At 62.2% G+C, this 23,773-nt stretch carries 18 protein-coding genes; 7 read left to right on the top strand and 11 right to left on the bottom strand.

Annotated elements, in window-relative coordinates:
* Nucleotides 1–187: 187 nt before the first annotated feature.
* Genes otnK through P9272_RS02430 form a run of 3 tightly spaced genes read left to right on the top strand, consistent with a single transcriptional unit; the run spans nucleotide 188 to nucleotide 3,017 of the window.
* On the top strand, nucleotides 188–1,471 hold the full coding sequence (otnK, locus tag P9272_RS02440; RefSeq protein ID WP_278158678.1) for a 3-oxo-tetronate kinase: 1,284 nt from the start codon (nucleotides 188–190) through the stop codon (nucleotides 1,469–1,471).
* A complete protein-coding gene (otnC, locus tag P9272_RS02435; RefSeq protein WP_278158676.1) occupies nucleotides 1,464–2,105 on the top strand; it encodes a 3-oxo-tetronate 4-phosphate decarboxylase in 642 nt (213 codons plus the stop codon). The genes otnK and otnC overlap by 8 nt, the downstream gene beginning before the upstream one ends.
* Before the next feature lie 21 nt (nucleotides 2,106–2,126).
* Nucleotides 2,127–3,017, top strand: coding sequence for an NAD(P)-dependent oxidoreductase (locus tag P9272_RS02430; RefSeq protein ID WP_278158674.1), 891 nt, complete (start codon nucleotides 2,127–2,129; stop codon nucleotides 3,015–3,017).
* A 70-nt stretch (nucleotides 3,018–3,087) separates the two neighbouring features.
* Here P9272_RS02430 and P9272_RS02425 read toward each other — a convergent pair whose 3' ends face one another.
* The 10 genes from P9272_RS02425 to P9272_RS02380 all read right to left on the bottom strand — a co-directional run bounded on the left by P9272_RS02425 (nucleotide 3,088) and on the right by P9272_RS02380 (nucleotide 13,826).
* The gene (locus P9272_RS02425; protein ID WP_278158672.1) at nucleotides 3,088–4,368 is read right to left on the bottom strand and encodes an amidohydrolase; all 1,281 of its coding nucleotides are present in this window, start codon (nucleotides 4,366–4,368) and stop codon (nucleotides 3,088–3,090) included.
* A gap of 13 nt (nucleotides 4,369–4,381) precedes the next feature.
* Nucleotides 4,382–5,965, bottom strand: coding sequence for an aldehyde dehydrogenase family protein (locus P9272_RS02420; RefSeq protein WP_278158670.1), 1,584 nt, complete (start codon nucleotides 5,963–5,965; stop codon nucleotides 4,382–4,384).
* Nucleotides 5,937–7,118, bottom strand: a complete 1,182-nt coding sequence (locus tag P9272_RS02415; RefSeq protein ID WP_278158668.1) for an iron-containing alcohol dehydrogenase — start codon at nucleotides 7,116–7,118, stop codon at nucleotides 5,937–5,939. The genes P9272_RS02420 and P9272_RS02415 overlap by 29 nt, the downstream gene beginning before the upstream one ends.
* A gap of 58 nt (nucleotides 7,119–7,176) precedes the next feature.
* The gene (locus tag P9272_RS02410) at nucleotides 7,177–8,148 is read right to left on the bottom strand and encodes a sugar ABC transporter substrate-binding protein (RefSeq protein ID WP_278158666.1); all 972 of its coding nucleotides are present in this window, start codon (nucleotides 8,146–8,148) and stop codon (nucleotides 7,177–7,179) included.
* Nucleotides 8,149–8,227: 79 nt separating this feature from the next.
* Nucleotides 8,228–9,211, bottom strand: a complete 984-nt coding sequence (locus P9272_RS02405) for an ABC transporter permease (RefSeq protein WP_278158664.1) — start codon at nucleotides 9,209–9,211, stop codon at nucleotides 8,228–8,230.
* Nucleotides 9,208–10,758, bottom strand: a complete 1,551-nt coding sequence (locus P9272_RS02400; RefSeq protein WP_278158662.1) for a sugar ABC transporter ATP-binding protein — start codon at nucleotides 10,756–10,758, stop codon at nucleotides 9,208–9,210. Before P9272_RS02400 ends, P9272_RS02405 begins: the two co-directional genes overlap by 4 nt.
* Entirely contained in the window at nucleotides 10,758–11,537 is a 780-nt protein-coding gene (locus tag P9272_RS02395) for a GntR family transcriptional regulator (RefSeq protein WP_278158660.1), read from the bottom strand. The genes P9272_RS02400 and P9272_RS02395 overlap by 1 nt, the downstream gene beginning before the upstream one ends.
* 56 nt (nucleotides 11,538–11,593) lie before the next feature.
* Entirely contained in the window at nucleotides 11,594–11,950 is a 357-nt protein-coding gene (locus P9272_RS02390; RefSeq protein ID WP_278158658.1) for a hypothetical protein, read from the bottom strand.
* Between the two features lie 230 nt (nucleotides 11,951–12,180).
* On the bottom strand, nucleotides 12,181–12,555 hold the full coding sequence (locus P9272_RS02385; protein ID WP_278158657.1) for a hypothetical protein: 375 nt from the start codon (nucleotides 12,553–12,555) through the stop codon (nucleotides 12,181–12,183).
* A gap of 110 nt (nucleotides 12,556–12,665) precedes the next feature.
* A complete protein-coding gene (locus P9272_RS02380) occupies nucleotides 12,666–13,826 on the bottom strand; it encodes a cytochrome P450 (protein ID WP_278158656.1) in 1,161 nt (386 codons plus the stop codon).
* Nucleotides 13,827–14,083: 257 nt separating this feature from the next.
* Between P9272_RS02380 and P9272_RS02375 the strand changes: the two genes are divergently transcribed.
* Nucleotides 14,084–14,950: a ferritin family protein gene (locus P9272_RS02375; RefSeq protein ID WP_278158655.1), complete on the top strand. Its 867-nt coding sequence runs from the start codon at nucleotides 14,084–14,086 to the stop codon at nucleotides 14,948–14,950.
* 371 nt (nucleotides 14,951–15,321) lie between these two features.
* On the opposite strand, the gene metB is transcribed toward P9272_RS02375, so the two are convergent.
* Nucleotides 15,322–16,503 carry a cystathionine gamma-synthase gene (gene metB, locus P9272_RS02370; protein WP_278158653.1) on the bottom strand — a complete coding sequence of 394 codons (1,182 nt, stop codon included), beginning with the start codon at nucleotides 16,501–16,503 and terminating at the stop codon, nucleotides 15,322–15,324.
* Nucleotides 16,504–17,183: 680 nt separating this feature from the next.
* On the opposite strand from metB, the gene P9272_RS02365 reads away from it, so the two are divergent.
* The 3 genes from P9272_RS02365 to narH are packed head-to-tail and all read left to right on the top strand — an operon-like array spanning nucleotide 17,184 to nucleotide 23,772.
* Nucleotides 17,184–18,452, top strand: coding sequence for a nitrate/nitrite transporter (locus tag P9272_RS02365; protein WP_278158651.1), 1,269 nt, complete (start codon nucleotides 17,184–17,186; stop codon nucleotides 18,450–18,452).
* A gap of 11 nt (nucleotides 18,453–18,463) precedes the next feature.
* Nucleotides 18,464–22,243 carry a nitrate reductase subunit alpha gene (locus tag P9272_RS02360; RefSeq protein WP_278158649.1) on the top strand — a complete coding sequence of 1,260 codons (3,780 nt, stop codon included), beginning with the start codon at nucleotides 18,464–18,466 and terminating at the stop codon, nucleotides 22,241–22,243.
* Nucleotides 22,240–23,772 (top strand): nitrate reductase subunit beta, encoded by a 1,533-nt coding sequence (gene narH / locus P9272_RS02355; RefSeq protein WP_278158647.1) that lies wholly within the window; start codon nucleotides 22,240–22,242, stop codon nucleotides 23,770–23,772. The genes P9272_RS02360 and narH overlap by 4 nt, the downstream gene beginning before the upstream one ends.
* Nucleotide 23,773 lies beyond the last annotated feature (1 nt).

The following is a 23,773-nucleotide window of genomic DNA, read 5'->3' as shown; positions in this document are numbered from 1 at the left end:
CGGTTGTGTCTTGATCTTGTGTTGACAACACGCGAATGATAGCGTTGCCATTGCTTGGTTAACCTAGGACCGGAACGAAAAGCAAGACCCTCGTTTCGCATAGCAGTCAGACGCCGCAGGCCTGACGATCGCCCGGAGCAGCGACCGGCAAGGTGTTGCCCGTCCACAGAGGAAAAGGACCAGAATCTTGTTGATTGGCGCAGTTGCAGACGACATCACGGGCGCCACCGATCTTTGCCTGATGCTGTCACGCGAAGGTTTGCGGACGGTTCAGGTGATGGGTGTTCCTTCGCCGGGTGCCGTTCTGCCAGATGCCGACGCGGTTGTCATCGCATTGAAATCACGATCAATTCCCGCAGATGATGCCGTGGCGATGTCGGTTTCCGCCGTCCGTGCGCTCCAGGGACAGGGGGCTCGGCAGATCCTGTTCAAATACTGTTCGACCTTCGATTCTACCGATGACGGAAATATCGGCCCGGTGGCCGAGGCGCTGATGGAAGAGATGGGGGTGGAGTTGACCATCGCCTGCCCATCCTTTCCCGCGGCAGGGCGCACAACCTACCAGGGGCATCTTTTTGTCGGCAGCCAGCTGCTGTCGGACAGCCCAATGAAGGATCATCCGCTGAACCCGATGCACGACTCCAATCTCGTGCGCGTGCTGTCGCGACAGACAGCGCTGTCAGTCGGGCTGGTGAACATCGGGACCATCAGGCAGGGTGCTGATGCCGTGCGCGCGGCCTTCACCCGGCAACACGCAGCGGGAAAGCGCATCCTGATCGTCGATACACTTGCCGATGCGGATCTGCGCACGATCGGTGCCGCCTGCGCCGATATGAAACTGGTTACCGGCGGATCGGGGATTGCTCTTGGCCTTGCCGCGAATTTCGTGCAGGCGGGCAAGGTGTCCCCTCGCCCCGCAACGACCCGAATGCCCGCGCCTGCGGGCCGCGCCGTCATACTGGCAGGTTCCTGTTCGGCGGCGACCCGTGACCAGATCGCGGCCGCACAGGCTGCTGGTCTGCCGACGCTACCGTTGAATATCGCAGCCCTCGCCGATGGTTGCCAGACCGCAGCGCAGGTGGCGGAATGGGCGATCAGGCAGCAAAAAACCACTACGCCCGTGATCTACTCCAGCACCACCCCGGAGGCGCTGCAAGCCATCCAACGGTGCATGGGCCAGCATGAGTCCGGTGCACTGGTTGAAGAATCGCTGGCCCGCGTTGCTGCCCTGTTGCGGGATGCAGGCTTCAGCCGGTTTCTGATCGCAGGCGGGGAAACGTCCGGCGCAGTCGTCGCCGCGCTGGGGGTGACGATGCTGGAAATCGGCCCTGAGATCGACCCCGGCGTGCCGTGGACCCGCAGCATCGGGTCGCCGAGCTTGGCGCTTGCGCTGAAATCCGGCAACTTCGGCGCTCCCGATTTCTTTCTGAAGGCCTGGGGCCTGCTTGAGGTGGATCCTGCACATGTCTGATGAAACCCGCGCCCGGGATGAAATTTGTCGCGTCGGTGCCTCGCTCTTCGACCGCGGGCTGACAGCAGGATCAAGCGGCAACATCTCGGTCAGGCTGCCCGATGGCGGCTGGCTGATGACGCCGACAAACGTGTCTATGGGGTCGCTCGACCCCGCGCGTCTGTCGCGGTTCGATGCGCAGGGGCGACTGTTATCGGGCGACGCGCCGACGAAAGAAGCGTTTCTGCATTTTTCGATGTATGACGAACGCGCCGACGCGGGGGCCGTGGTGCATCTGCACTCCAGCCACGCCACGGCCGTCAGCATCCTGCGCGACGTCGATCCGCAGGATGTATTGCCCGCCCTGACCGCCTATTATGTGATGCGGATCGGACGCCTGCCTCTGGTGCCCTATTTCGCGCCTGGCGACCCGGATCTGGCCGATGCAGTCAAGGCTCTGGCCAGCCGCCACCATGCGGTTCTGCTGGCCAATCACGGCCCCGTGGTGGCGGGCACCACACTGGCCAATGCCCAATATGCGACCGAAGAGCTGGAAGAGACGGCCAAGCTTTTCCTGATGCTGCAGAACCACGTCCTGCGCACGCTTACCCCTGAACAGGTGGCTGACCTTCGCGGGCGCTTCAACCTTCCATGACTTGCCAACATCGGACACACAATGACACAGAATGAGAAGATCGGCTTCATCGGCATCGGACTGATGGGCCAGGGTATGGCGAAGAACATCGTCGAAAAAGGGTTTCCATTGACAGTGATCGCGCACCGCAACCGCGCGCCGGTCGAAGATCTTGTTTCACGGGGCGCGGTCGAGGCGACGTCGATGGAGGAGATGGCCCGCGATTGTACCATCATCTTCCTGTGCCTGACTGGATCTCCCGAAGTGGCTGCGGCAATTGCGGCACTGAAGCCCGGACTTCGGGCAGGCAGCGTGATCGTTGATTGTTCCACCAGTGATCCGACGGTGACCCAGCGCGTCGCTGGGGAACTGGCCGCGATCGGCGTGCATTTCGCCGACGCCCCCCTTAGCCGCACCCCGAAAGAAGCGTGGGCGGGAACGCTCGATTGCATGGTTGGGGCCGAGGCTGACATCTTCGCCCGGGTCCAGCCGGTTATCGCGACATGGGCCGCCAAGATCGTGCATATCGGCGGGATCGGTAATGGCCACCGGATGAAGCTTTTGAATAACTTCCTGTCACTTGGCTATGCCGCGCTTTATTCCGAGGCGCTCGCGCTGTCGCGCAAGGTCGGCATCCCGGTGGCCGAGTTCGACAAGGTGATCCGCGGCGGGCGTATGGATTGCGGTTTCTACCAGACCTTCATGGGCTATGCGCTGGAACGCAACCGCGAGGCGCATAAGTTCAGCCTTAGCAACGCCTACAAGGACATGCGTTATGTCGAATCGATGGCGAATGCCGCCACGGTGACAACGACAATGGCCAGCGCCGTGAAGAACACTTTCGCGGTGGCGATGGCGAATGGCGGGAACGGGGCCACTGATTGCGTACCCCACTTGTCCGATTTCATCGCGCGGGCAAACGGGATCGAATAGCCGCATGGCCGCGCTGTGGATCTGCGGTGCGGCAGGGGGCGACTACCGGCACAATTGGTCGTCTGGAGGTCTATTGACCAATCTGAAGTGCGGCAGCGATCAAGCCGCTCAACAAAAGAGTACCTCTCGCGAGCACAGTTTCATCAAAGTCGAAATGGCACGTGTGATGGCCATCCGCAATATCCGAGCCCAGAACGAAGATGCCGGCGCCCCCTCCCCGTCTGGCAACAGTGCAAGCCAGAAGAGTCGCGTCTTCGCTCGCACCGAAGGCATGCGCATCTAGGACGGTTGGAAAAGCGCTCAACTCGCTGTTTGCCGATCTGGCCCACTCGACGATCTTCGGCGGGTTGCGCCAGTCCGACGCTTCGCCGCGAAGCTCCGTGCTCGTGGTGACTTCGTAAGCGGCTGCGCTGGCCTCGATCATGCGCCGGCAGCGCATGTCGAGCATTTGCAGTGCGGACATTTCGACGGCGCGGATCTCGAATTCCAGCACCGCCTCGTCAGGGACCACATTTAGGGCCTTTCCCGCGCGCAATGTTCCCACATTGACCCGGATGCCAGGTTCGCCCGACTGGGCGAGGCTGTGAAGGCCGAGGGTGGCCTGACATGCCGCAAGTAGCGCGTTTCGGCCCTTGTCCGGCGATTTCCCGGCATGCGCTGCCAGTCCGGAAAACCGGGTCTTGAACTTCCGCGTAGCCAGGAACCCGTCGACATCGAGCGCAAGGCTGCCCGAGGGAACGCCAAGGCCAATATGGATGGCGAGGAACAGATCGACATCGGCCATCCAACCGGCCTCGACCACGGCGCGCGCGCCGCGTCCGCCCTCCTCTGCGGGCTGGAAAAGAATGAGAAGCTTGCCGGCCGCTTCCGCCAGAAGCGGGCGGAGGATTCGAGCCACGCCCAGTCCTATCGCGATATGTCCGTCGTGACCGCATGCATGCATCACGGAGGGGACGGCGGATGCCCATCCTTCCGACGCCGGCCGATGACCGGACCTCGCCTCGTCAATGGGCAGCGCATCAATGTCGACGCGGAGGCAAATCGTGAGACCAGCGCGCCCACTGTCGAAGATGCCCATACAGCCAGTGTCGCCTTCGCCCTGGATCGGTCGGCTGCTCATGCCCAGTCTCGGCGCGCCGCGCAGCATGTCGCTGCCGGCGATGACCTTGTAGCCAAGGCTGGTGAGTTCCTCATCGAGGCGTCGGGTGGTTTCGATCTCACGCCAGCCCAGTTCGGGATGAGCGTGAAATTCACGCCGGGTCCGCGTAAGCCAAGGTGAGAGGGCACCGACATCGGATTGCAGGCGGTCGACCAGCGCAGGGCTCGGCAACCCTAGAAATTCCTTGGTCATGACTGGTTACTCTTCATGCCCACGGGCTTCGCCAGGCATTCTCCTGCATCCACACGCTTTTGATCTTCATATGCTGCTGGATGGCTTCCAGGCCCATCTCCAGGCCAACGCCGCTTTGCTTGTAACCACCATAGGGCGAACCGGGATGGAGACTGTGGGCCGTGTTGATCCAGATCAGCCCTGACCGGGCCTCGCGCGAAACGCGGCGTGCGCGTTGAAAACTGTTTGTCCACACCGTTGTCGCCAGACCGTAGCGGGTGGCGTTGGCGATCGCGATGGCTTCGTCATCGCTGGCGAACGAGGTCACCGTTATCATGGGCCCAAACACCTCCTCCTGTGCAATCGCCGCAGCCGGGCTCACATCAAGCAAGATCGAGGGCTCTATGTAGAATCCGGCCTTGGGCAGTGACCTGGGCCGAAGCTCGAACCGCTTTATGCCCGAACTCGAAGCCGCCGCAAGATGGGCAAGGACCATGTCACGATGGCGAGCCGATATGACCGGCCCGATCCGGGTGGCGGGCTCAAGCGGATCGCCGATGACAATGTCGTTGAGACGGTCAGCGATCTTGGCAACGAATTCCCCGGCGACCGACGCCTCGACAAGCAGCCGCGAGCCGGCAGTGCAGGTCTGCCCGGCATTGTTGAAAGCCGAAAAGACAAGGGCATCGGCTGCACGGTCGAGATCGGCATCGGCGAAAACTATGAAGCCGGTCTTGCCACCAAGCTCGAGAGTAACTGATTTGAGCAGTTCCCCGGTGATCGCTCCGATCCGGCGGCCGACGGCGGTGGAACCGGTGAAAGTGATCTTGCCGATGTCCGGATGATAGACGATAGCCTCGCCTGTCGAAGGGCCACTGCCATTGAGCACGTTCAGCAATCCGGCTGGCAGTCCCGCCCTGTGCGCGATCCAGGCCAGAAGCAAAGCCGACAGGGGGGATTCCTCGGCTGGCTTCAGAATAACGGCGTTGCCGGTGGCCAATGCCGGCGCGATCTTGCCTGCGGCGTTAGTCAGGGGATAATTCCATGGCGTTATCGCGCCTACGATGCCCATCGGCTCATATTCGACGAGATTGGTGCGGCCGGGCTGGACCGGAACGACGGCGCCCCGCAAACGGTCGGTGGTTCCAGCAAAGAATTCGAAGATCCGGGCGGCGCGTTCGACATCGCGCGTTGCGGTATCGCGGATGGGACGCCCCGAATCCAGTGTGTCCAGCATCCCGAGCGCCTTCGCATGCAGCCTGATCTCGTCCGCGATCCTGTGCAGTATCCGAGCCCGGTCCTGACCGTCTGACTGCCACCAGGCGACCTGCGCGCGCTGTGCAGCTTCCACGGCTGCTTGCAGGTCTTCAGTCGAAGCAACCGCCACATCAATCAAGGTCTCGCCGACGGTCGGGTCGACGCATGGCATCGTGGTGCCAGCCGAGTGCACATGCCAGGCACCATTGATCCATAGAGGCGCAACAGATCCGAAGTCCTCCGGCCAGCAGGCCGAAAGGTGCTCCTTTCGCAAGGTAAGTGGGATAGCTGGGCTGGCTGGCTTCATGCTTTTGGGCATTTCAGGTTTATCCTTACCAAGCTGATTGAAGCCAGGCGACAATCTCGGTCTGTGTCGCCGGGCGGGGGTTCCAATATGTCTGTGGGTCGGCCAGCACATCCTGAGCGATCTGCGCGAACTGCCCTGCCGGCAGACCGATCGCGGACAGGGTTTTTGGCGTTCCAAGAGTGTCAGCCAAATGTTCGATCTCGAAGACCAGCGTTCGCGTCGGATCGGCATTGGCTTCGGCCGCAACACCGGTCGCGCGTGCGATCTCTGCGAGGCGGTCGTGGGCGGCCTCAAAATTGAACCGAAGACTGTGCAGCACCATCACGGAATTGGCGGCCCCATGAGAGAGGCCATAACGGCCTCCGAGGCTATGGCAAACCGAATGGCCAATTCCCAGCCATGAGTTGGCATAGGTGAGGCCGGACATCGACGCCGCGTCGATTGCCTTCTGACAGGTTTCGACGGACGCTGCGGGACTTAATGGCGCAAAGGCCGGTAGGACGTGTAGGAGGCTTCGAAGGGCCGAGACCGCGAAAGCATCCGTGATCGGTTGAGCGCCTTTGGAGTAAAACGCCTCGAGGCAATGATGGACCGCGTTCATGCCGCTTGCGGCAAGGATTGCGCGGGGCGTGGTTGCGATGACCTCGCCGTCGAGAAACACGGCAACGGGCGTCAGTTTCGGATGCACGAAAATCAGTTTCTCACCGCGTTCGGTGTCGGTCACCGCTCCCCCACCAACCACGTCCGCCGCGGAAAAGGTGCTTGGAACGGTGAAGACCGGAAGCGGCTCGACATCGACATCGACGCCGTGGAACGTCGATGGCGGCTCGAAGCGACTGACGAAATCGACGACGCTGCGTCCGCTTGGGACCATGACGGCAATGGCCTTAGCGACATCGTGCGCGACCCCGCCGCCGATCGACACAACAGCGTCCGGCGAGAATGGGGCGACCCGATCGGCCATGCGTTTGATCGACGCGACCGGGGCGTTTGCTTCCAGACGATCGAACAGCCCGACAAGCTTCGGGCCGAGCGCAGCAGTCAATTCGTCAATGAAGGGTGAGTTTGCCTTTAGGCTCGCGCCGCAGACCACCACGACACGGCCCGCACCGATCCGCTCGAGTTCAACCGGTATTTGAGACCGGCACCCCGGTCCGCTGATAATGGTTTTGGGGATTGCCATCCCGTTGAAGCGGTGAAGGGTCATGTCTTGTTTCCAACCGAATGGACGGCGGCGGCCTTGCAGCCACCGCCGTGATTTTCAATTATTTCCAATCCGCCGGCACAGTCTGGCCGGAGAGATCGACACCGTCCGCAGTTGCCTTGGTGATCATGGTCGCCTGGGTCAGGGTTTCCTTGGGGATGGTCTTGCCCTCGGCGGCCTCGACGGCGCGCTGGACGGCAAGGCGCGCCATCGTTACCGGCTGGCTGACGATGGTCGCCTGGATCCACCCTTCGTTGATCAGGCGCTTGGTCTCATCCTCCATGTCGGTGGTCAGGACCAGGACATCGCCAGGGTTCTTCCCGGCGGCGCGCAGTGCCTGCACAGCACCGATCGCGATCGGACCGTTGAAGGCATAGACGGCCTTCAGATCGGGCTGCGACTGCAGAAAATCCTGCATAGTGGTCAACGCGTCGGCTGAGGACGTCGAGGTGAACTTTTCGGCGACCACCTTTATGCCCGGAAATTTTGACAGGTAGTCCTTAAAGCCGTTGACGCGGAAAAGCGTCAGATCGAGCCCGCTCGGACCGGACAGCATGGCGACATCGCCCTTGCCTCCGAGCTTGTCCGCGGCATAGGCGGCAAGCAGTTCGGTCATGACATAGGATGGTTCGCCGACAAAGCCGGTTACCTTTTCGGATTTTGTCGCGATGCCATCGTTGATGACGGGAATGCCGGCCGCAACGGCCTTCTCTACGACGGGAGCGGTGCCCTCGGAGCTCGAAGGAACCAGAACGATGCCGGAAACCTTGCGCGTGATCACGTCTTCGATCTGCGAGACCTGCTTTTGCAAATTGCCGTAGCCGCCGGCATCGTAGACCGTGACCTTGTAACCCAGCTTCTTGCCCTCGTCGGTGTAGCCGAAAGCCTTCAGCTTGAAATAGGGGTCGCCTGCCGCTGGCAGCATGACCGCGATTTCCTTGTCCTGGGCGGCAGCCGAAGCGATTGCGCCGCCAATTGCGACTGCGGCGGTCAGACCGAGCAAGGCCCCTTGGATTAGAGATCTATAACTCATTTTGCTGTTCCTTTTCTCTGGAAGTTCCCATCAAACACCCCGCTCCGGTTCAGCCGGATTCGGAGATTCCGGATAGCCGTCAGCCCGTTTCACGCCGGAAAGCATTCGCCCAGGCCGACAGAATGATGATGGCGCCAACGATCACCTGCTGGGTGAAGGTGGAGATGGCGAGGAGGTTTAGGCCGTTCACCATGAAGGCGATGACCAGGACACCGAGCACGGTGCGAAGCACGCCGCCCCGGCCGCCGAAAATGCTGGTGCCGCCGATGATCACGGCACCGATCGATTGAAGCAGCAGATCGCCGGAGCCGAGCAGCGGCTGGCCCGAGATGACGCGGCCGCTGAGCAGGAAGCCGCCTATGGCCGCAAAGGTCCCACTTATGACGTAGATGAAGATCTTCGTGCGCGCGACATTGATCCCCGACATCACGGCGACCTGCTCGGAGCCGCCTATCGCGTAGATGTGGCGCCCGATGGGCATCCGCGTCAGGACAAAATAGGCGATTGCCACCAGGATGAAGGCAATGATCAACGGCACCGGAAATGGGCCGATGAACCCGCCGCCGAACCAGAAGAAGATGTCAACATCGGGCTGCGGCAAGCCAAAGACGGTCGAACCGCCCGAGACGACAAGGGCAGCACCGGCGATCATATAGAGCATGCCGAGGGTGACGATGAACGGCTGGATTCTGGCGCGGCCGATCAGTAGGCCGTTGGCGAGCCCGACGAGAATTCCCGAGGCGAGCCCGATCACCGCAGCCGGCACGATGCCGTGGTTCATCATGATCGTGGCGGTGACGACACTGACCAGGCTGATGATCGAGCCTTGGGAAAGATCGAGGCCGCCCATCAGAAGCGCGAAGGTCTGTCCGCTGGCCAGGATGAGCAGCGGCGCGCTCTGCACGAGCACGTTGGTGATGTTGCCGGCCGTCAAGAAATGCGGGCTTGCCACCGAATAGATGGCGAACATGAGCACGAGCGCCAGGGTTGGGCCGAAGAGCGCGGGATCGAAACTCGGCTTGCGTGTCCGGCGATCGATGGCGGGACTATTGGTAACGGTCATTGTTGGTGTCCAAGTGTTACCGCCTCAACGATACGGCTTGCTGAAATGGCCTCGGCCTGGAATTCGGCGACGATCCGCCCCGCGCGCATGGCCAGCACCCGGTCACCGATTGCCAGCACCTCTTCCAGGTCGGACGACACGACTAGGACGGCGCGGCCCTGCGCCGCCAACTGGTCGATGAGGCCGTAGATCTCGTCCTTGGCGCCGACATCGACGCCTTGCGTCGGCTCGTCGAACAGGAAAATGGTCGCATTTGTCGACAGCCACTTTGCCAGGACGACCTTCTGCTGGTTGCCGCCCGACAGCGCCCCGGCGACGGCGCGCGGGTCCGGAGGACGGATGGCGAGGCGGCCGATCAGCGTTTCGGCGTGCGCGATCTGCCGGCGGATGGAAAGCCCGAAGCGCGCGACGAACCGGCTCAGGATCGGCAACGCCATGTTTTCGTAGACCGGCATCACTACCGACATGCCCTGGCCACGCCGATCCTCGGGTATCAGCGCCAGTCCGGCGGCGATTGCCTGCATCGGTGTCTTGGGTGGGAAGACCCGGCCGTCGATCCTGATTTCACCTCGCTCGGCCTGGCGCAGGCCGAACAGCGTTTCGAGCAACTCGGTGCGCCCGGAACCGACCAATCCGGTCAGGACGACGACCTCCCCCTTGCGCAGCGTGAGGGTGATGTCCTGGAACTCGCCACTGCGCGTCAGTCTCGATGTTTCGAGGGCGGGCCCACCTTCCGTGGAGACGCGCTCCCCGGAAACGTGACGGTCCCGCTTGGCAGCACCACGCTCGTGGCCGGTGATCAACTGGATTATCTTTGAACGGTCGATATGCGCGATCGGGAACGTACCTGCGGAAACGCCGTCGCGCAGCACCGTAACGCGCTGGACCAGCGGCGCGATCTCTTCGAGGCGATGGCTGACGTAGACAATGCCGACACCGTCTGTCGCCAGTTTGCGGATAAGCCCGAACAGCCGCTCGGATTCGGCATGGCTCAACGAAGCCGTCGGTTCGTCGAGGATCAGGATTCTGGCATTGCCGCGCAACGCCTTGGCGATCTCAACCATCTGTCTCTGCCCGGACCCCAATTCCGACACCAGGACGGTGACCGGAAACGAAGCGCCAACCAGATCGAGCAGGCGGCGGGCCTGGGCATGCATGGCGCGGCGATCGAGAACGCCCGAGGTCTTCGTCGTTTCGCTACCGAGAAAGATATTGTCGGCGACGCTCAGATGCGGGACCAGCGCAAAATCCTGGTAGATGACGCTGATGCCGGCCCGCATCGCCGCGGCTGTATCCCCAAAAGCCACAGGCGAGCCGTTCAGCAGGATACTGCCGCTGTCGCGCTGGTAGAGTCCGGCCACGATCTTGATCAGCGTGCTCTTGCCCGCACCGTTGGCGCCAAGAAGCGCATGCACCTCGCCTTTGCGGACATCGAAATCGACGCCGGCGAGCGCCACGACGCCGGGAAACGATTTGCGCAGCCCCCTGATCGACAGGATATCGCCGGCTTCCACGCGGTCGTCTATGGGCAAGGTCGCGCCGATCATCACGCGGTCCGCTGCCTCGCCGGATTGGGCGAGTCGCTGAAGAACCGTGTCTGGACGATCGCGTCCAACTCCACGATGTGGCACGCGCACTCACGCATATGGCGGGTCATGGCCGTGTGCACGCGATCCTTGTCGCGCGCCCGGTAGGCTTCGAGTAGTTCGCTGTGGGCGGTGTGGTTCTCGCGGTCGATCTTCAGTTGCCGCTGCTGGTACATGCGCTTGAACACGACCTGGTCGGCCAGCACCTTGTTGATGAAGCGGCAGGTGAAGGAATAAAGCGAGTTCGGCGAGCGAACAGCGAGAACGTTGTGGAACTCGAGCTCGTCGAGCCGCTGCTGACGGCGGAATTCAGGCGTATCCTCGATCTCGGCACAGGCTTCGATGAGTTCCTGCAACCGGTCGAAATCGTCTTCGGTCAACAAATCGACCACCGACACGGCCATCTCTGGCTCGACGAGCTGGCGCAGGTCGTAGATCTGGCCCGCCTGCAGGTTCTGGAAGTAAAAGTAATTGCCCAGAAGCCCGGCTGCTGTTTCGTAGCCGACCTCCGCGATGATGGCTCCGCCCGAGCGGCCGGCAACGATGCTGATCAGCCCTTGGACTTCCAGCGCTTTCAGCGCTTCGCGCATCGTGCTGCGGGCGACACCAAAAATCTCGACGAGTTCCTTCTCCTGCGGCAGGCGATCACCCGGCTTGATGTTCTTGGCCATCAGCCAGTGCTTGATCCGATCAACCACCTGGTCGGAGAGCTTTCGCCGCGAAAGGGGTGCAACGTCCATATATGCCTATTCCATCTATTATTATAATTATGATCATAATTAAGTCGAATGGTAGGTCAATCCGAAAAATCACGTTGTGGTGCTCGTGGTTCGATGATCACCGGGCGAAAACGCAAAGCCGAACCAGCCGACACTGCCAAAAGGCTCTTGACGCCAGCGCGTAGCCAAAGTGCCGGACGACCAACGATCACTACCCCTTGCCGATGGGCTGCGGCTCCCTGCCTTGCAGCAGCACGATCCTCGATACCCCGCCGCCGTCGCGGCTCGACCATCAGGCGGGCATCCGCGTTTTCCAACTCGGTCTGGCAAGCCGGTTGACCTCGCGAAATCAGCCCCCTGCAATTGGGCATGTCAGCCTTTCGGCCGAGGAACAGCGCGTCATGAAGCGTCGTGGAGCTGAAAATCTCGTTCAATGATGACGGTGCTGTAGGGCGTCGCCTAGAGCATACCGCCCCACAACCACATCGACAGGGCCATCAGGTTGAGCTTGAGCCGATAGGGCTGGTCCGTACGTACCGCTAGCAGCGCACTGGTTACCGACAGCGCCTAAGTGGCTACCACAGCCAGCAGCCAGCCGTCGTTAATACCCTTGTCAAGGTCGGCTTCTCGCGCCGAACGGTGAAGGCATTGAAGATCCTGTAGGTCAGGCATACCCAAGCAGGATGGCCAGCATCCGCAGAAACTTGCCAACGACGATGTTCTCGTCCAGCACCATGAACTGGCTGGCGAGGATGCCAGTGCCGGCCACCGTGGTGAAGTAACCCGGCCCGGTCAGGTGAGCGACCATATCGCCGAAGAAGCGGCGCGGATAGCGCCAGGCCCGCAAGGCGTACAATAGCACGGCATATTGCCCGATATTGAGATAGAACAGGCCGAGAGCAATGGCGTAGTGCTCCATCATCAAGGCCGCCAGCGAGACGATGCCTGTGGCCATTACCAGTCCGAAATAAGCGGGCGACATTTCGGCAAGACCAGAAGAATATTCCGCCGTCGGCCGGGTTCGGCTGTCGGTTGTCATGGCTTCCTCGCCCGTTGTGGCGCTGCCGCGACCGGCATCACCCTCCCCGCTGGAGCATGTCGGAATGAGTTGCAAGCGCCCGTTTGGACAACGCGTGTCGCCTCCATGAACTAAATGATGAGCATGGGCAGACTGGAAAACCCGCTTGCAGGATAGATGGCGATCGTTGGCTGCGTGCCCGACGCCAATGCTATACTGCGGGTCCGCCCCAGCAATTCCTCCATAACGACGCGCAGCTCCAGCCGCGCCAGTTGCGCGCCCGGGCAGACATGGATGCCACGGCCATAAAGGAGGTTCTGCGCGGGGTCGCGATCGAGGCGGAATTCGTCAGCATCGCCAAAGACCGCCTCGTCGCGGTTCGCCGATGCCCACATAAGCGTGACCCGCTCGCCTGCGGCGATCTCACGCCCTCCGATTTCCACCGACCTTGTCGTCACCCGCCGGTTGGCGATGAGCGGTGCATGCATCCGCAATATCTCGTCGATGGCTGCGGGCAGCAGATGCGGACCTTCCCGAAGCCGCTGCTGGACCTGAGGGTTCTCTGCAAGATGGTGGCTCAGGATCCCGACGCAGGCAGTGATGGTGCCCAACTCACCAACGGTCCAGTTGCGCAAGATGCTGACGATCTCCTCGTGGTTCAGGGGCCTGTCGCCCACTTTTTCCCGCAGCAGATCCGACGTAATGTCTTCCGGCGCGGTTGCGCCAGCCTCGCGCCGCGCTTCCAGCAACTGGCTGATATAGCCGTCGAACTCGTGCGCTACGGCCGCCATCGAGTTCATGTCCCTCGCCAAGGTGGCCTCATGGTTCTTCTGAACCCATTGAAGCAGCGGCTGATGCAGACTGTCCGGCCAGCCGAGAAAGGCGCACTGAATCCGCACCGCGAAGCACCGGGCAAGCTGCGTGACCAGATCGACCTCCACGCCTCTTTCCAGGCTGGACACGAGATCGGACGAGATCATCCGGCATGACGGCTCGAAGCCTGCGACGCGCTCTGGCTCGAAATGGCGCTCGATCAATCGCCGGTATGCCGTGTGCCGCGGCGGATCCATGCCGCTCGGCACCGACAGATGGCTGGAGACGACGCTGCTGAACGTCTGGTGATCGTCCAGCGCCTGCACCACGTCCTCGTGCCGGAACAGCGACCAACCCAGATAGTCGCTATATGCCACGGGGCAGCGGCCTCGCATCGCGTCGTATGCCTTGATCTGGTCGGAAAGAACCGCATCGGACCGGGGGGTCCAGTCTGGTCGCGGTTTATCTGGCATCATCATCGTGCCTCCCAGCAACGTCGCGAGACCGACGTCTGCGTGCGTGCAACTTTTCGCGCATTCCAGCACCCGCGGCCATCATGCGCTGACATGGCGCGATGCCACGGCATCGGTCCTGTGCACGGACGTATGTACCGTCATGCTCCCTTCGGTCGCTTCAGGACGGACATATCAGTGGTCTTGCGGGATGTTTCTTTGATGAAACGCAAACAAGCGCTTCAAGAGAACCGATATGGTCGACCGTCACATTGGAGAAGGCCATGTCCCGCCTGATATCGGAACCGAAGGAGTCGATCCGGTCAATGGGCGAGCTTCTCGCCGTCGCGCGGGCGATGGAGAAGGAGTCTGCGGACAGATATGCGGATCTGGCCGGGCGCATGCGCGCAGTCGACCGACCGGAGCTGGCCGAGGTCTTCGACCGCCTGGTCGACGAGGAGTTGGGCCATGTGGACATGGTCACCAGCTGGTCGCTCCAGATTCACCATCGGATGCCGGAAGCGCTGCCGGCCGATGCCTTGCCACAGGACGTTTTCGACGAGGAAAGCATCGGGTTTGTCTCGCCCGAATTGGTTGACGCCTATCGCTCCCTGGCCATCGCCGTCCGCAACGAGGAGCGCGCCTTCGCCTTCTGGTCCTATGTAGCAGCCCACGGAGTGTCTCCGGAAATCCGGGAAGCCGCAGAACGGATGGCACGCGAGGAACTGGAACACGCAAAAACGTTGCGACGCGAGCGCCGCAAAGCCTTTTTCAAGGATCGGCATCCGCAGCCAGCAATCCAGGAGCCCTACGATCTGTCCAGAATGGAAATGGAGGTGTGCACGCGCCTCGAGGAATATGCCGACATGAAAGAGAACACCGAAATGAAAGGGAACAAGAATACATACCGGGATCTTGCCCTCGAAGCCCGCAAGCTCTCCCTCGATCTCGCATCGGATCCTCTTCGGACCTCCGTGCCTGTCGGGTCTCCGCCGCCGCGATCGTTGGATGCGCTCTGCGAGTGGCTGGCCGACTACTACATCGACGCGGGCGAACGCCTGCTTTCGCAGGCCGCGCGCGACAGAGCGCAGGCGCTGGCCACCATCGCTGTCAAGCGCCTTGCCATCGTCCGCGATCTTTTAACGAGATAAGTAGAACCTTGCCCAGCCGCTGGCACAATTGCCCCTCTGAAGAGCGATCCACCACCAACCCGTCATTGATCGGCCGATGAAGGCGATAACGGCTTCAGAGGCGGCGAAGTCGCGCTAGCGCTTTGCGATTGGCTGTTTGCCGAGCAGTTGGAAAACCCTCGTCGCGATCGTGCCCTCGATTGTGCTTCAGATGGCCAGGGCTCCTGGCGGACGAGTAGGGCGCGCCAAGCGAATTCGAGCGCCGCACCGGCTGCGGTGCCTAACCGGAATTCCGGTTAGTTTATCGTCTGCTTCCAGGGAAATATGCCGCTTGAGGTGCAGGTGGGGCACCCTCTCACGAACCAGGCGGTCGGGCTCGATATGCCGCAGGCTCACAAAGGTTGAGCTAACGCAGCCCGTGACCCTGCGGCGGCAAGACCACGCTCCAGATCGGCAAGGAGATCGGCCTCGGCCTCAAGTCCGACTGAGAGGCGCAGCAAGCCGTCAGATATACCGGCCGACCGACGCGCTTCCGCTCCCATGCTGGCATGGGTCATGGTTGCTGGATGCGCGACGAGGCTTTCGACGCCGCCGAGCGACTCGGCGAGCGTGAATATCCTCACGCTCTCCACAAAGCGGCGCACCGCCTCCAAGCCATCGGCGAGCTCGAAACTCAGCATCGCGCCAAAGCCGTCTTGCTGGGCCTTCGCCAGGGCATGTCCGGGATGAGAAGCGAGCCCCGGATAATGCACCGCGCTCACTGCCTCGTGCTTCTCGAGGAAGTGAGCAACCGCGGCAGCGTTCGCCTGCTGGCGGTCGATGCGCGGAAACAGCGTCCGAAGGCCGCGCAGCGTCAGATAGGCATCGAACGGCGAGCCGGTCACTCCGATGAGGTTGGCCCATGCGCGAAGCTGCTCTGCATCATTGGCGGCGCCGCAGACGACTGCGCCGCCTACGATGTCGGAGTGACCATTCAGGTATTTCGTGGTGGAGTGGATGACGAACTCCGCGCCGAGATGGAGCGGCCGCTGTAGTGCCGGCGAGAGAAAGGTGTTGTCGACGGCCACTTTCGCGCCGACAGCCTTCGCCACTCGCGCGATCTCGCGAATGTCGACGACGCGCATCAACGGGTTGGACGGTGTCTCCACAAGGACCAGAGAGGGCCTGCGGGAGAGAGCCGCGGCCAGCGCAGCAGCGTCGGACTGATTGACGAACACGACATCGAAATGTCCCTTGTCGCGTCGCGCGGAAAGCAGTCTGTACGTGCCGCCATAGCAATCATGCGGCGCGACCACCAGATCGTCACGACCGACGAGCGACAGAACGAGATCGACCGCCGCCATGCCGGAAGACGTGATGACCGCGCCGGCACCGCCTTCGAGCTTGGCCAGCGTGTCGGCGAGGACGTCCCGGCCAGGATTGGCCGTACGGCTGTACTCGTAGCCGCGGTGCTTGTCGAAGCCGGAAAAGGCAAAGGTGCTGCTGAGATAGAGCGGCGGTGTCACCGCTCCATAGTTCGCGTCCGAAGCGATGCCGTTAGCTGCCGCAACGGTCCGGCGATCTCGCTCTCGCATCCTTCTGTCTGTCCGCCCCCTTCTAGCATCCCTTGGTGCTCCCCTTGGCCAGCGGCCATTTTTGGCGGTTATGTTGGACGATGACAAACGAATAATATTGCTCGCTTAGCACAAAAATTTTGTACTTAATGGGACAGAAGATAACTGTTCCCGGGTAGTGACAAAGAGCATCTGAAAGATTTCGTCACGGCGCCTGCCCGTCTCGCAGGGCGCAACCAAAGATGTTGGGTTGCGTTTCGTCATTCACTCGTCAATATGAGCGGAAGGCGTGGGAAGCAATTGTCGCGTGAGGGAGGCAGCCTTGCTCCGATCTGCGATCGTGTCGTTTCTGGTTGCTGAATTTTCATCCTCGGCGGCGAGATTCCGAGGAGTGTCCGACCTAGGCGCGCCTCTGTGGCACCCAATTCGCCCAACATCCTCCAGCCGCAACTGCGATGCCTTTCAGGAGGCGCAGCTTTGCTGGAGGCTCGTCAAACGCGGCCGACCCCTCCTGCCTGCAATCGGTATTGCGGGGGGGCTCCTGTCATTTCCGTTCGAGCCACCAACGCACGGCCATCGGTCGATCGCAGCAGCGGAGCACGTCTTCAATGGCCGATCTTGGGTGCGTCACCTCGCAATGTCCAGGAAGGGTTCGGTGATCGACCGGACCGTCCGAGGCAAGACGGTGGCCGAGGGCTAGCATGCCGGAAGCACCACGAAGCCTCGCCGTATTGCTGGTCAGCACGTGGGCCTTCACGGTCTGCTTCGCCGTCTGGATGATGTTCGGCGTGACCGGAATCCCGATTCGCGAGGAACTCGGGCTCGACGCCACGCAGTTTGGGCTTCTTACGGCGACTCCGGTCCTGACCGGCGCGCTCTTCCGCCTGCCGCTCGGCATCTGGACCGACCGCTTCGGCGGGCGGATCATCATGCTGCTGCTGCTGATCGGCTGCGCCGTTCCGTTATGGCTCTCCTCCTACGCGACCGCGCTCTGGCAGCTTCTTCTGCTCGGCCTTGCCCTTGGTCTCGTCGGCGCGTCCTTTTCCGTGGGCACCCCCTATGTGGCACGTTTCTTCCCGAAGGAGCGCCGCGGCTTCGCCATGGGCTTCTTCGGCGCCGGCACCATCGGAGCGGCGCTCAACATGTTCGTGGCGCCCGTCTTGATCGATAGCTATGGGTGGCAGGCGGTACCAAAGACCTATGCCCTTTGCCTCCTCGCGACCGCAGCGGTTTTCTGGATTTTCTCAGCACCCGATCCCGGAGCCGGCAAGGCTGCCCCCCCGATATCGCAACAGCTGGCGGTGCTGCGCGATCCTCGCGTCTGGAAATACTGCCAGTATTATTCGATCGTGTTCGGAGGCTTCACGGCGCTCTCGGTGTGGATGCCGCAATATTTCCGGAGCGAGTACGGCTTCTCCATCGCGCAAGCCTCGCTGCTTGCCGCGAGCTTCTCGCTGCCAGGCGGAGCTTTCAGGGCGCTGGGTGGCTGGCTATCCGATCGCTTCGGGGCCCATGCCGTCACCTGGTGGGTTCTATGGTTTGCTTGGATTTGCCTGTTTTTGCTGTCTTATCCGAGGACCCAACTGACCGTGTATACAGTCAACGGGCCCGTGAGCTTCGCCATATGGCTTGTACCATGGCTGTTCACGCCGATCCTGTTCGGGCTTGGCATCGCTTTCGCATGCGGCATGGCCTCGACCTTCAAATACATAGGTGACGATTTTTCCGACTCGATAGGTGTCGTGTCAGGCATCGTCGGCATGGTGGGTGGTCTCGGTGGCTTCCTGCTTCCGATCATGTTCGGTGCTATCCTCGACCTGCTTGGGGTCAACTCAAGCTGCTTCATGCTGCTCTACGGAATCGTTTGGGTGTCGTTGATCCTGAACTATCTGACCGAGGTGCGGCGTGCCCCGGTCATGGGCGAGGACACTACTCAACCAGCTCTGCGCAAGGCCGACACTCCAGCATAAGGAACAGCCATATGAGCCACTTCCTGGAACGCCTCACCTACCTCAGCCGACGCCGTGAATCCTTCGCGGACGGCCATGGCGAGTTGCGCGACGAAGACAGGATGTGGGAGGAAGGCTACCGGCAGCGCTGGCAGCACGATAAGATCGTGCGCTCCACACACGGCGTGAACTGCACTGGCTCCTGCTCATGGAAGATCTACGTCAAGAGCGGCGTGGTCACCTGGGAGACGCAGCAGACGGACTACCCGCGCACACGCCCAGGCATGCCCAACCACGAGCCGCGCGGCTGCTCGCGCGGCGCCTCCTACAGCTGGTATCTCTACAGCGCGAGCCGCATCAAATATCCGATGGTGCGCGGCCGCCTCGTGAGCGCCTGGCGCGAGGCGCGCAAGACGCTGGGACCCGTCGAGGCGTGGGCCTCGATCGTCGGCGATGACAGGGTCGCAAAGTCCTACAAGGCGATGCGCGGGCGCGGCGGCTTCGTGCGCTCGACCTGGGCTGAAGCCACGGAGATCATCGCCGCCGCCAATGTCCACACGATCAAGGCATGGGGACCGGATCGCGTCGTCGGCTTCTCGCCGATCCCGGCCATGTCCATGGTCTCCTATGCCTCCGGCGCGCGCTATCTGAGTCTGATTGGCGGCACGCTGCTTTCCTTCTACGACTGGTACTGCGATCTGCCGCCCTCCTCCCCGCAGACCTGGGGCGAGCAGACCGACGTGCCGGAATCGGCGGACTGGTACAATTCCGGCTACATCATCGCCTGGGGCTCCAACGTCCCCCAGACGCGCACGCCCGACGCGCATTTCTTCGTCGAGGCGCGCTACAACGGCACCAAGGTTGTGGCCGTCACGCCCGACTATTCCGAAGTGGCAAAGCTGTCGGACCTCTGGCTGCATCCCAAGCAGGGCACGGACGCTGCGCTCGCCATGGCGATGGGGCATGTCGTCCTCAAGGAGTTCTTCCTCGATCGCAAGACGCCGTATTTTGAAGACTATTGCCGCCGCTTTACCGATATGCCGATGCTGGTGCGGTTGAGGAAGGACGGCGACCGCTTCGTGCCAGACCGCTATGTGCGCCAAAGCGACCTTCCCAGCGCCCCGAAGTCGGGCCGCAAGGCGCCGAAATCCAACCGCGCCGCATGGAAGACGGTGGCATTTGCGGAGGAAAGCGACGATCTCGTCGCGCCGCAGGGGTCGATCGGCTATCGCTGGCCGGCGGACGGCGAGGAAAAGGGCCGCTGGAACCTCGAGGAAAAGGATGGCGAGACGAGCAAGGAGGTGCGGCTGGGGCTCAGCCTCGTAGAGCGGCGCGACGACGTGTTGCCAGTCGCCTTTCCGTACTTCGGCGGCACGCCGCATCCGCATTTTTCCGGAAACGACCAGGGCGGCGATATCCTCGTCCGCAACGTGCCGGTGCGGCGCGTCAGCCTTGCGGATGGCGAAACCTACGTCGCCACCGTCTTCGACCTGCTCTGCGCAAACTACGGGCTGGATCGCGGCCTGAGCGGCGATTGCGCGAAAAGCTTCGACGACAATGTGCCCTACACGCCCGCCTGGCAGGAAAAGATCACCGGCGTTTCCGCCGCGCATGCCATCGACGTGGCGCGCGGCTTCGCGACGAACGCAGAGAAGACGAAGGGCCGCTCGATGGTCATCATCGGCGCCGGCATGAACCACTGGTACCACCAGGACATGGGCTACCGTTCCATCATCAACATGCTGATGATGTGCGGCACCGTTGGCGTCTCCGGCGGCGGCTGGGCGCACTATGTCGGGCAGGAGAAGCTGAGGCCGCAGACTGGCTGGACCATGCTCGCCTTCGCGCTCGACTGGGTGCGGCCGCCGCGCCACATGAACGGCACCTCCTTCTTCTACGCGCATTCCGATCAGTGGCGTTACGAAAAGCTCGACGTGGCCGAGTTGCTGTCGCCGCTAGCCGATCCCGCGCCCTATCGCGGCTCAATGATCGACCTCAACGTCAAGGCGGAACGCATGGGCTGGCTGCCTTCGGCGCCGCAGCTCAACGTGAACCCGTTGACGCTCGCGGCGGAAGCCGAGAAGCAAGGCGTCGACGTGAAGGACCGTGTGGTCGCCGGCCTGAAATCCGGCAGCATTTCCATGGCCTGCGAGGACCCCGACAATCCGATCAATTTCCCGCGCAACCTGTTCATCTGGCGCTCAAACCTGTTCGGCTCGTCGGGCAAGGGACACGAATATTTCCTGCGCCATTTCCTCGGCACGCGGCACGGCCTGCAAGGCAAGGATCTCGGCGAGGAAGGCCGCGAGAAACCGAATGAGGTCGAGTGGCACGATCCGGCCCCGGAAGGCAAGCTCGACCTGGTCGTGACGCTCGACTTCCGCATGTCGACGAGTTGCCTCTATTCCGATGTCGTGCTGCCGACCGCCACCTGGTACGAGAAGAACGACCTCAACACCTCCGACATGCACCCATTCATCCACCCGCTCTCCGCCGCGGTGGATCCGGTGTGGGAGGCGAAGAGCGACTGGGAGACCTACAAGGCGATCGCCAGGCGCTTTTCCGAACTGGCCGAGGGCCATCTTGGCGTCGAGCGCGACGTGGTGCTCACTCCGATCCAGCACGACACGCCGGCTGAGCTTGCCCAGCCCTTCGAGGTTCAGGACTGGAAGAAGGGCGAATGCGAGCTGGTGCCCGGCGTTACCGCGCCGCAGATCGCCGTGGTCGAGCGGGACTATCCCAACACGTACCGCCGCTTCACCGCGCTTGGGCCCCTCGCCGACAAGCTCGGCAACGGCGGCAAGGGTATTTCGTGGAATACCGAAGCCGAGGTGAAGGGGCTCGGCGCGCTCAACTATCGCGTCAGCGACGGCGGGCCGACCGATGGGCGGCCGCGCATCGACACCGACATAGATGCGGCCGAAACCGTGATGTATCTGGCGCCCGAGACCAACGGCGAGGTGGCGGTGAAGGCCTGGGAGGCGCTGGGCAAGATCACCGGGCGCGACCACGCCCACCTTGCCGAGACGCGCGAGGACGAGAAGATCCGCTTCCGCGATATCCAGGCGCAACCGCGCAAGATCATCTCCTCGCCGACCTGGTCGGGCATCGAGAGCGAACATGTCTCCTACACGGCCGGCTATACCAACGTGAACGAGCTGATCCCGTGGCGCACCATCAGCGGCCGCCAGCAATTTTACCAGGACCATCGCTGGTTCCGCGATTTCGGAGAGGGTTTCGCCATCTACCGCCCGCCGATCGACACGCGAACGGCCGCCGCCATGCTCGGCAAGAAGGCGAACGGCGAGAAGGAGATCGTGCTCAACTTCATCACACCTCACCAGAAATGGGGCATCCACTCAACCTATACCGACAACCTGATCATGCTGACGCTGTCGCGGGGCGGGCCGATAGTGTGGCTGTCGGAGACGGATGCGCAGAGGGCAGGCATCGTCGACAACGATTGGATCGAACTGTTCAACCTGAACGGTGCCATCGCCGCGCGCGCCGTGGTCAGCCAGCGCGTCCAGGAAGGCATGTGCATGATGTATCATGCGCAGGAGAAGATCGTGAACGTGCCTGGTTCCCAGATTACCGGCCAGCGCGGCGGCATCCACAATTCGGTGACGCGCACGGTGCTGAAGCCGACCCACATGGTCGGCGGCTACGCACAGCTTTCCTACGGCTTCAACTACTACGGCACGGTCGGTTCCAACCGCGACGAGTTCGTGGTCGTGCGGAAGCTCGTCAAGGTCGAATGGCTCGACCATTCCAATCCCGTCGATCCGGTTGCCGAGGAGGCCGCGTCATGAAGATCCGTGCGCAGATAGCGATGGTGCTGAACCTCGACAAATGCATCGGGTGCCACACCTGCTCCGTCACCTGCAAGCAGGTGTGGACCTCACGCCAGGGCATGGAATACGCCTGGTTCAACAATGTCGAGACAAAGCCCGGCATCGGCTATCCCAAGGACTGGGAGAACCAGGAGCGCTGGAACGGCGGCTGGAAGCGGAAGAAGAACGGGAAGATCGTGCCGAAGCAGGGCGGCAGGCTGGCCGTGTTGGCGAAAATCTTCGCCAATCCGAACATGCCGGAGATCGACGACTATTACGAGCCTTTCACCTTCGACTACGAGCATCTGCAGAAGGCGCCCGAGCTCCCGACGGCGCCGGTCGCCCGGCCATTGTCGCTGATCACCGGCCGGCCGATGGAGAAGATCGAATGGGGGCCAAATTGGGAGGAAATCCTCGGCGGCGAGTTCGACAAGCGCTCGCAGGACTACAATTTCGAGGCGGTGCAGAAGGACATCTACGGCCAGTTCGAGAACACCTTCATGATGTACCTGCCGCGTCTGTGCGAGCATTGCCTCAACCCGAGCTGCGTCGCGTCCTGTCCCTCCGGCTCGATCTACAAGCGCGAGGAGGACGGCATCGTCCTCATCGACCAGGACAAGTGCCGCGGCTGGCGCATGTGCGTGTCGGGCTGTCCCTATAAGAAGATCTACTACAACTGGACCTCGGGAAAGGCGGAGAAGTGCATCTTCTGCTATCCGCGCATCGAGGCCGGACAGCCGACCGTCTGCTCGGAAACCTGCGTCGGCCGCATCCGCTATCTCGGCGTGCTCCTCTACGACGCCGACGGCATCGAGCGCGCGGCCTCCGTGGAGGATGAGCAGGATCTCTACGAGGCCCAGCTCAAGCTCTTCCTCGATCCGAACGACCCGGCGGTCGTGGAGCAGGCCCGCGCGGACGGCATTGCCGACAATTGGATCGAGGCGGCGAGGCGCTCCCCCGCTTACAAGATGGCGGTGGACTGGAAGATCGCCTTTCCGCTGCATCCCGAATACCGCACCTTGCCGATGGTGTGGTACGTGCCGCCGCTTTCGCCCATCCAGTCGCACGCCAATGCTGGCGCGATCGAGACGGTGGGCGAGATTCCGGATGTGCGCTCGCTGCGCATACCAGTGCGCTACCTTGCCAACCTGCTCACCGCCGGCGCCGAGGCGCCGGTCGTCGCGGCGCTGGAACGGATGCTCGCCATGCGCATCTACTTCCGCCAGCGCCAGCTCGGCGAGGGCGATGGAGCCGCGGTACTGGCACAGGCAGGGCTTTCGGTCGCGCAAGTCGAGGACATGCACCGCTATCTCGCCATCGCCAACTACGAGGACCGCTTCGTCATCCCGACCAGCCACCGCGAGGACGCCGAGGACGCCTACGGGCTGAAGGGCTCCTGCGGCTTCACCTTTGGCAATGGCTGCGATTTCGGACCACCGCATTCGACGCTTTTCGGTGGCAAGATGGGTCGCCGCAAGCTCAATCCCGTGCGGCCGCTCGATACGTGAG

It is taken from the genome of Mesorhizobium sp. WSM4976 (assembly GCF_029625685.1).
Taxonomy (GTDB): domain Bacteria; phylum Pseudomonadota; class Alphaproteobacteria; order Rhizobiales; family Rhizobiaceae; genus Mesorhizobium.
The sequence above is the reverse complement of the archived record's forward strand: the minus strand, read 5'-3'. Positions and strand labels throughout refer to the sequence as shown.

What these genes read in the sequence shown, in the direction of transcription:
- P9272_RS02395 (WP_278158660.1), bottom strand. Translation starts at nt 11,537, where the DNA reads ATGGACGTTGCACCCCTTTCGCGGCGAAAGCTCTCCGACCAGGTGGTT.
- otnC (WP_278158676.1), top strand. Translation starts at nt 1,464, where the DNA reads ATGTCTGATGAAACCCGCGCCCGGGATGAAATTTGTCGCGTCGGTGCC.
- narH (WP_278158647.1), top strand. Translation starts at nt 22,240, where the DNA reads ATGAAGATCCGTGCGCAGATAGCGATGGTGCTGAACCTCGACAAATGC.
- P9272_RS02400 (WP_278158662.1), bottom strand. Translation starts at nt 10,758, where the DNA reads ATGATCGGCGCGACCTTGCCCATAGACGACCGCGTGGAAGCCGGCGAT.
- P9272_RS02410 (WP_278158666.1), bottom strand. Translation starts at nt 8,148, where the DNA reads ATGAGTTATAGATCTCTAATCCAAGGGGCCTTGCTCGGTCTGACCGCC.
- metB (WP_278158653.1), bottom strand. Translation starts at nt 16,503, where the DNA reads ATGCGAGAGCGAGATCGCCGGACCGTTGCGGCAGCTAACGGCATCGCT.
- P9272_RS02425 (WP_278158672.1), bottom strand. Translation starts at nt 4,368, where the DNA reads ATGACCAAGGAATTTCTAGGGTTGCCGAGCCCTGCGCTGGTCGACCGC.
- P9272_RS02360 (WP_278158649.1), top strand. Translation starts at nt 18,464, where the DNA reads ATGAGCCACTTCCTGGAACGCCTCACCTACCTCAGCCGACGCCGTGAA.
- P9272_RS02430 (WP_278158674.1), top strand. Translation starts at nt 2,127, where the DNA reads ATGACACAGAATGAGAAGATCGGCTTCATCGGCATCGGACTGATGGGC.
- P9272_RS02415 (WP_278158668.1), bottom strand. Translation starts at nt 7,118, where the DNA reads ATGACCCTTCACCGCTTCAACGGGATGGCAATCCCCAAAACCATTATC.
- P9272_RS02385 (WP_278158657.1), bottom strand. Translation starts at nt 12,555, where the DNA reads ATGACAACCGACAGCCGAACCCGGCCGACGGCGGAATATTCTTCTGGT.
- P9272_RS02405 (WP_278158664.1), bottom strand. Translation starts at nt 9,211, where the DNA reads ATGACCGTTACCAATAGTCCCGCCATCGATCGCCGGACACGCAAGCCG.
- P9272_RS02375 (WP_278158655.1), top strand. Translation starts at nt 14,084, where the DNA reads ATGTCCCGCCTGATATCGGAACCGAAGGAGTCGATCCGGTCAATGGGC.
- P9272_RS02380 (WP_278158656.1), bottom strand. Translation starts at nt 13,826, where the DNA reads ATGATGATGCCAGATAAACCGCGACCAGACTGGACCCCCCGGTCCGAT.
- P9272_RS02365 (WP_278158651.1), top strand. Translation starts at nt 17,184, where the DNA reads ATGCCGGAAGCACCACGAAGCCTCGCCGTATTGCTGGTCAGCACGTGG.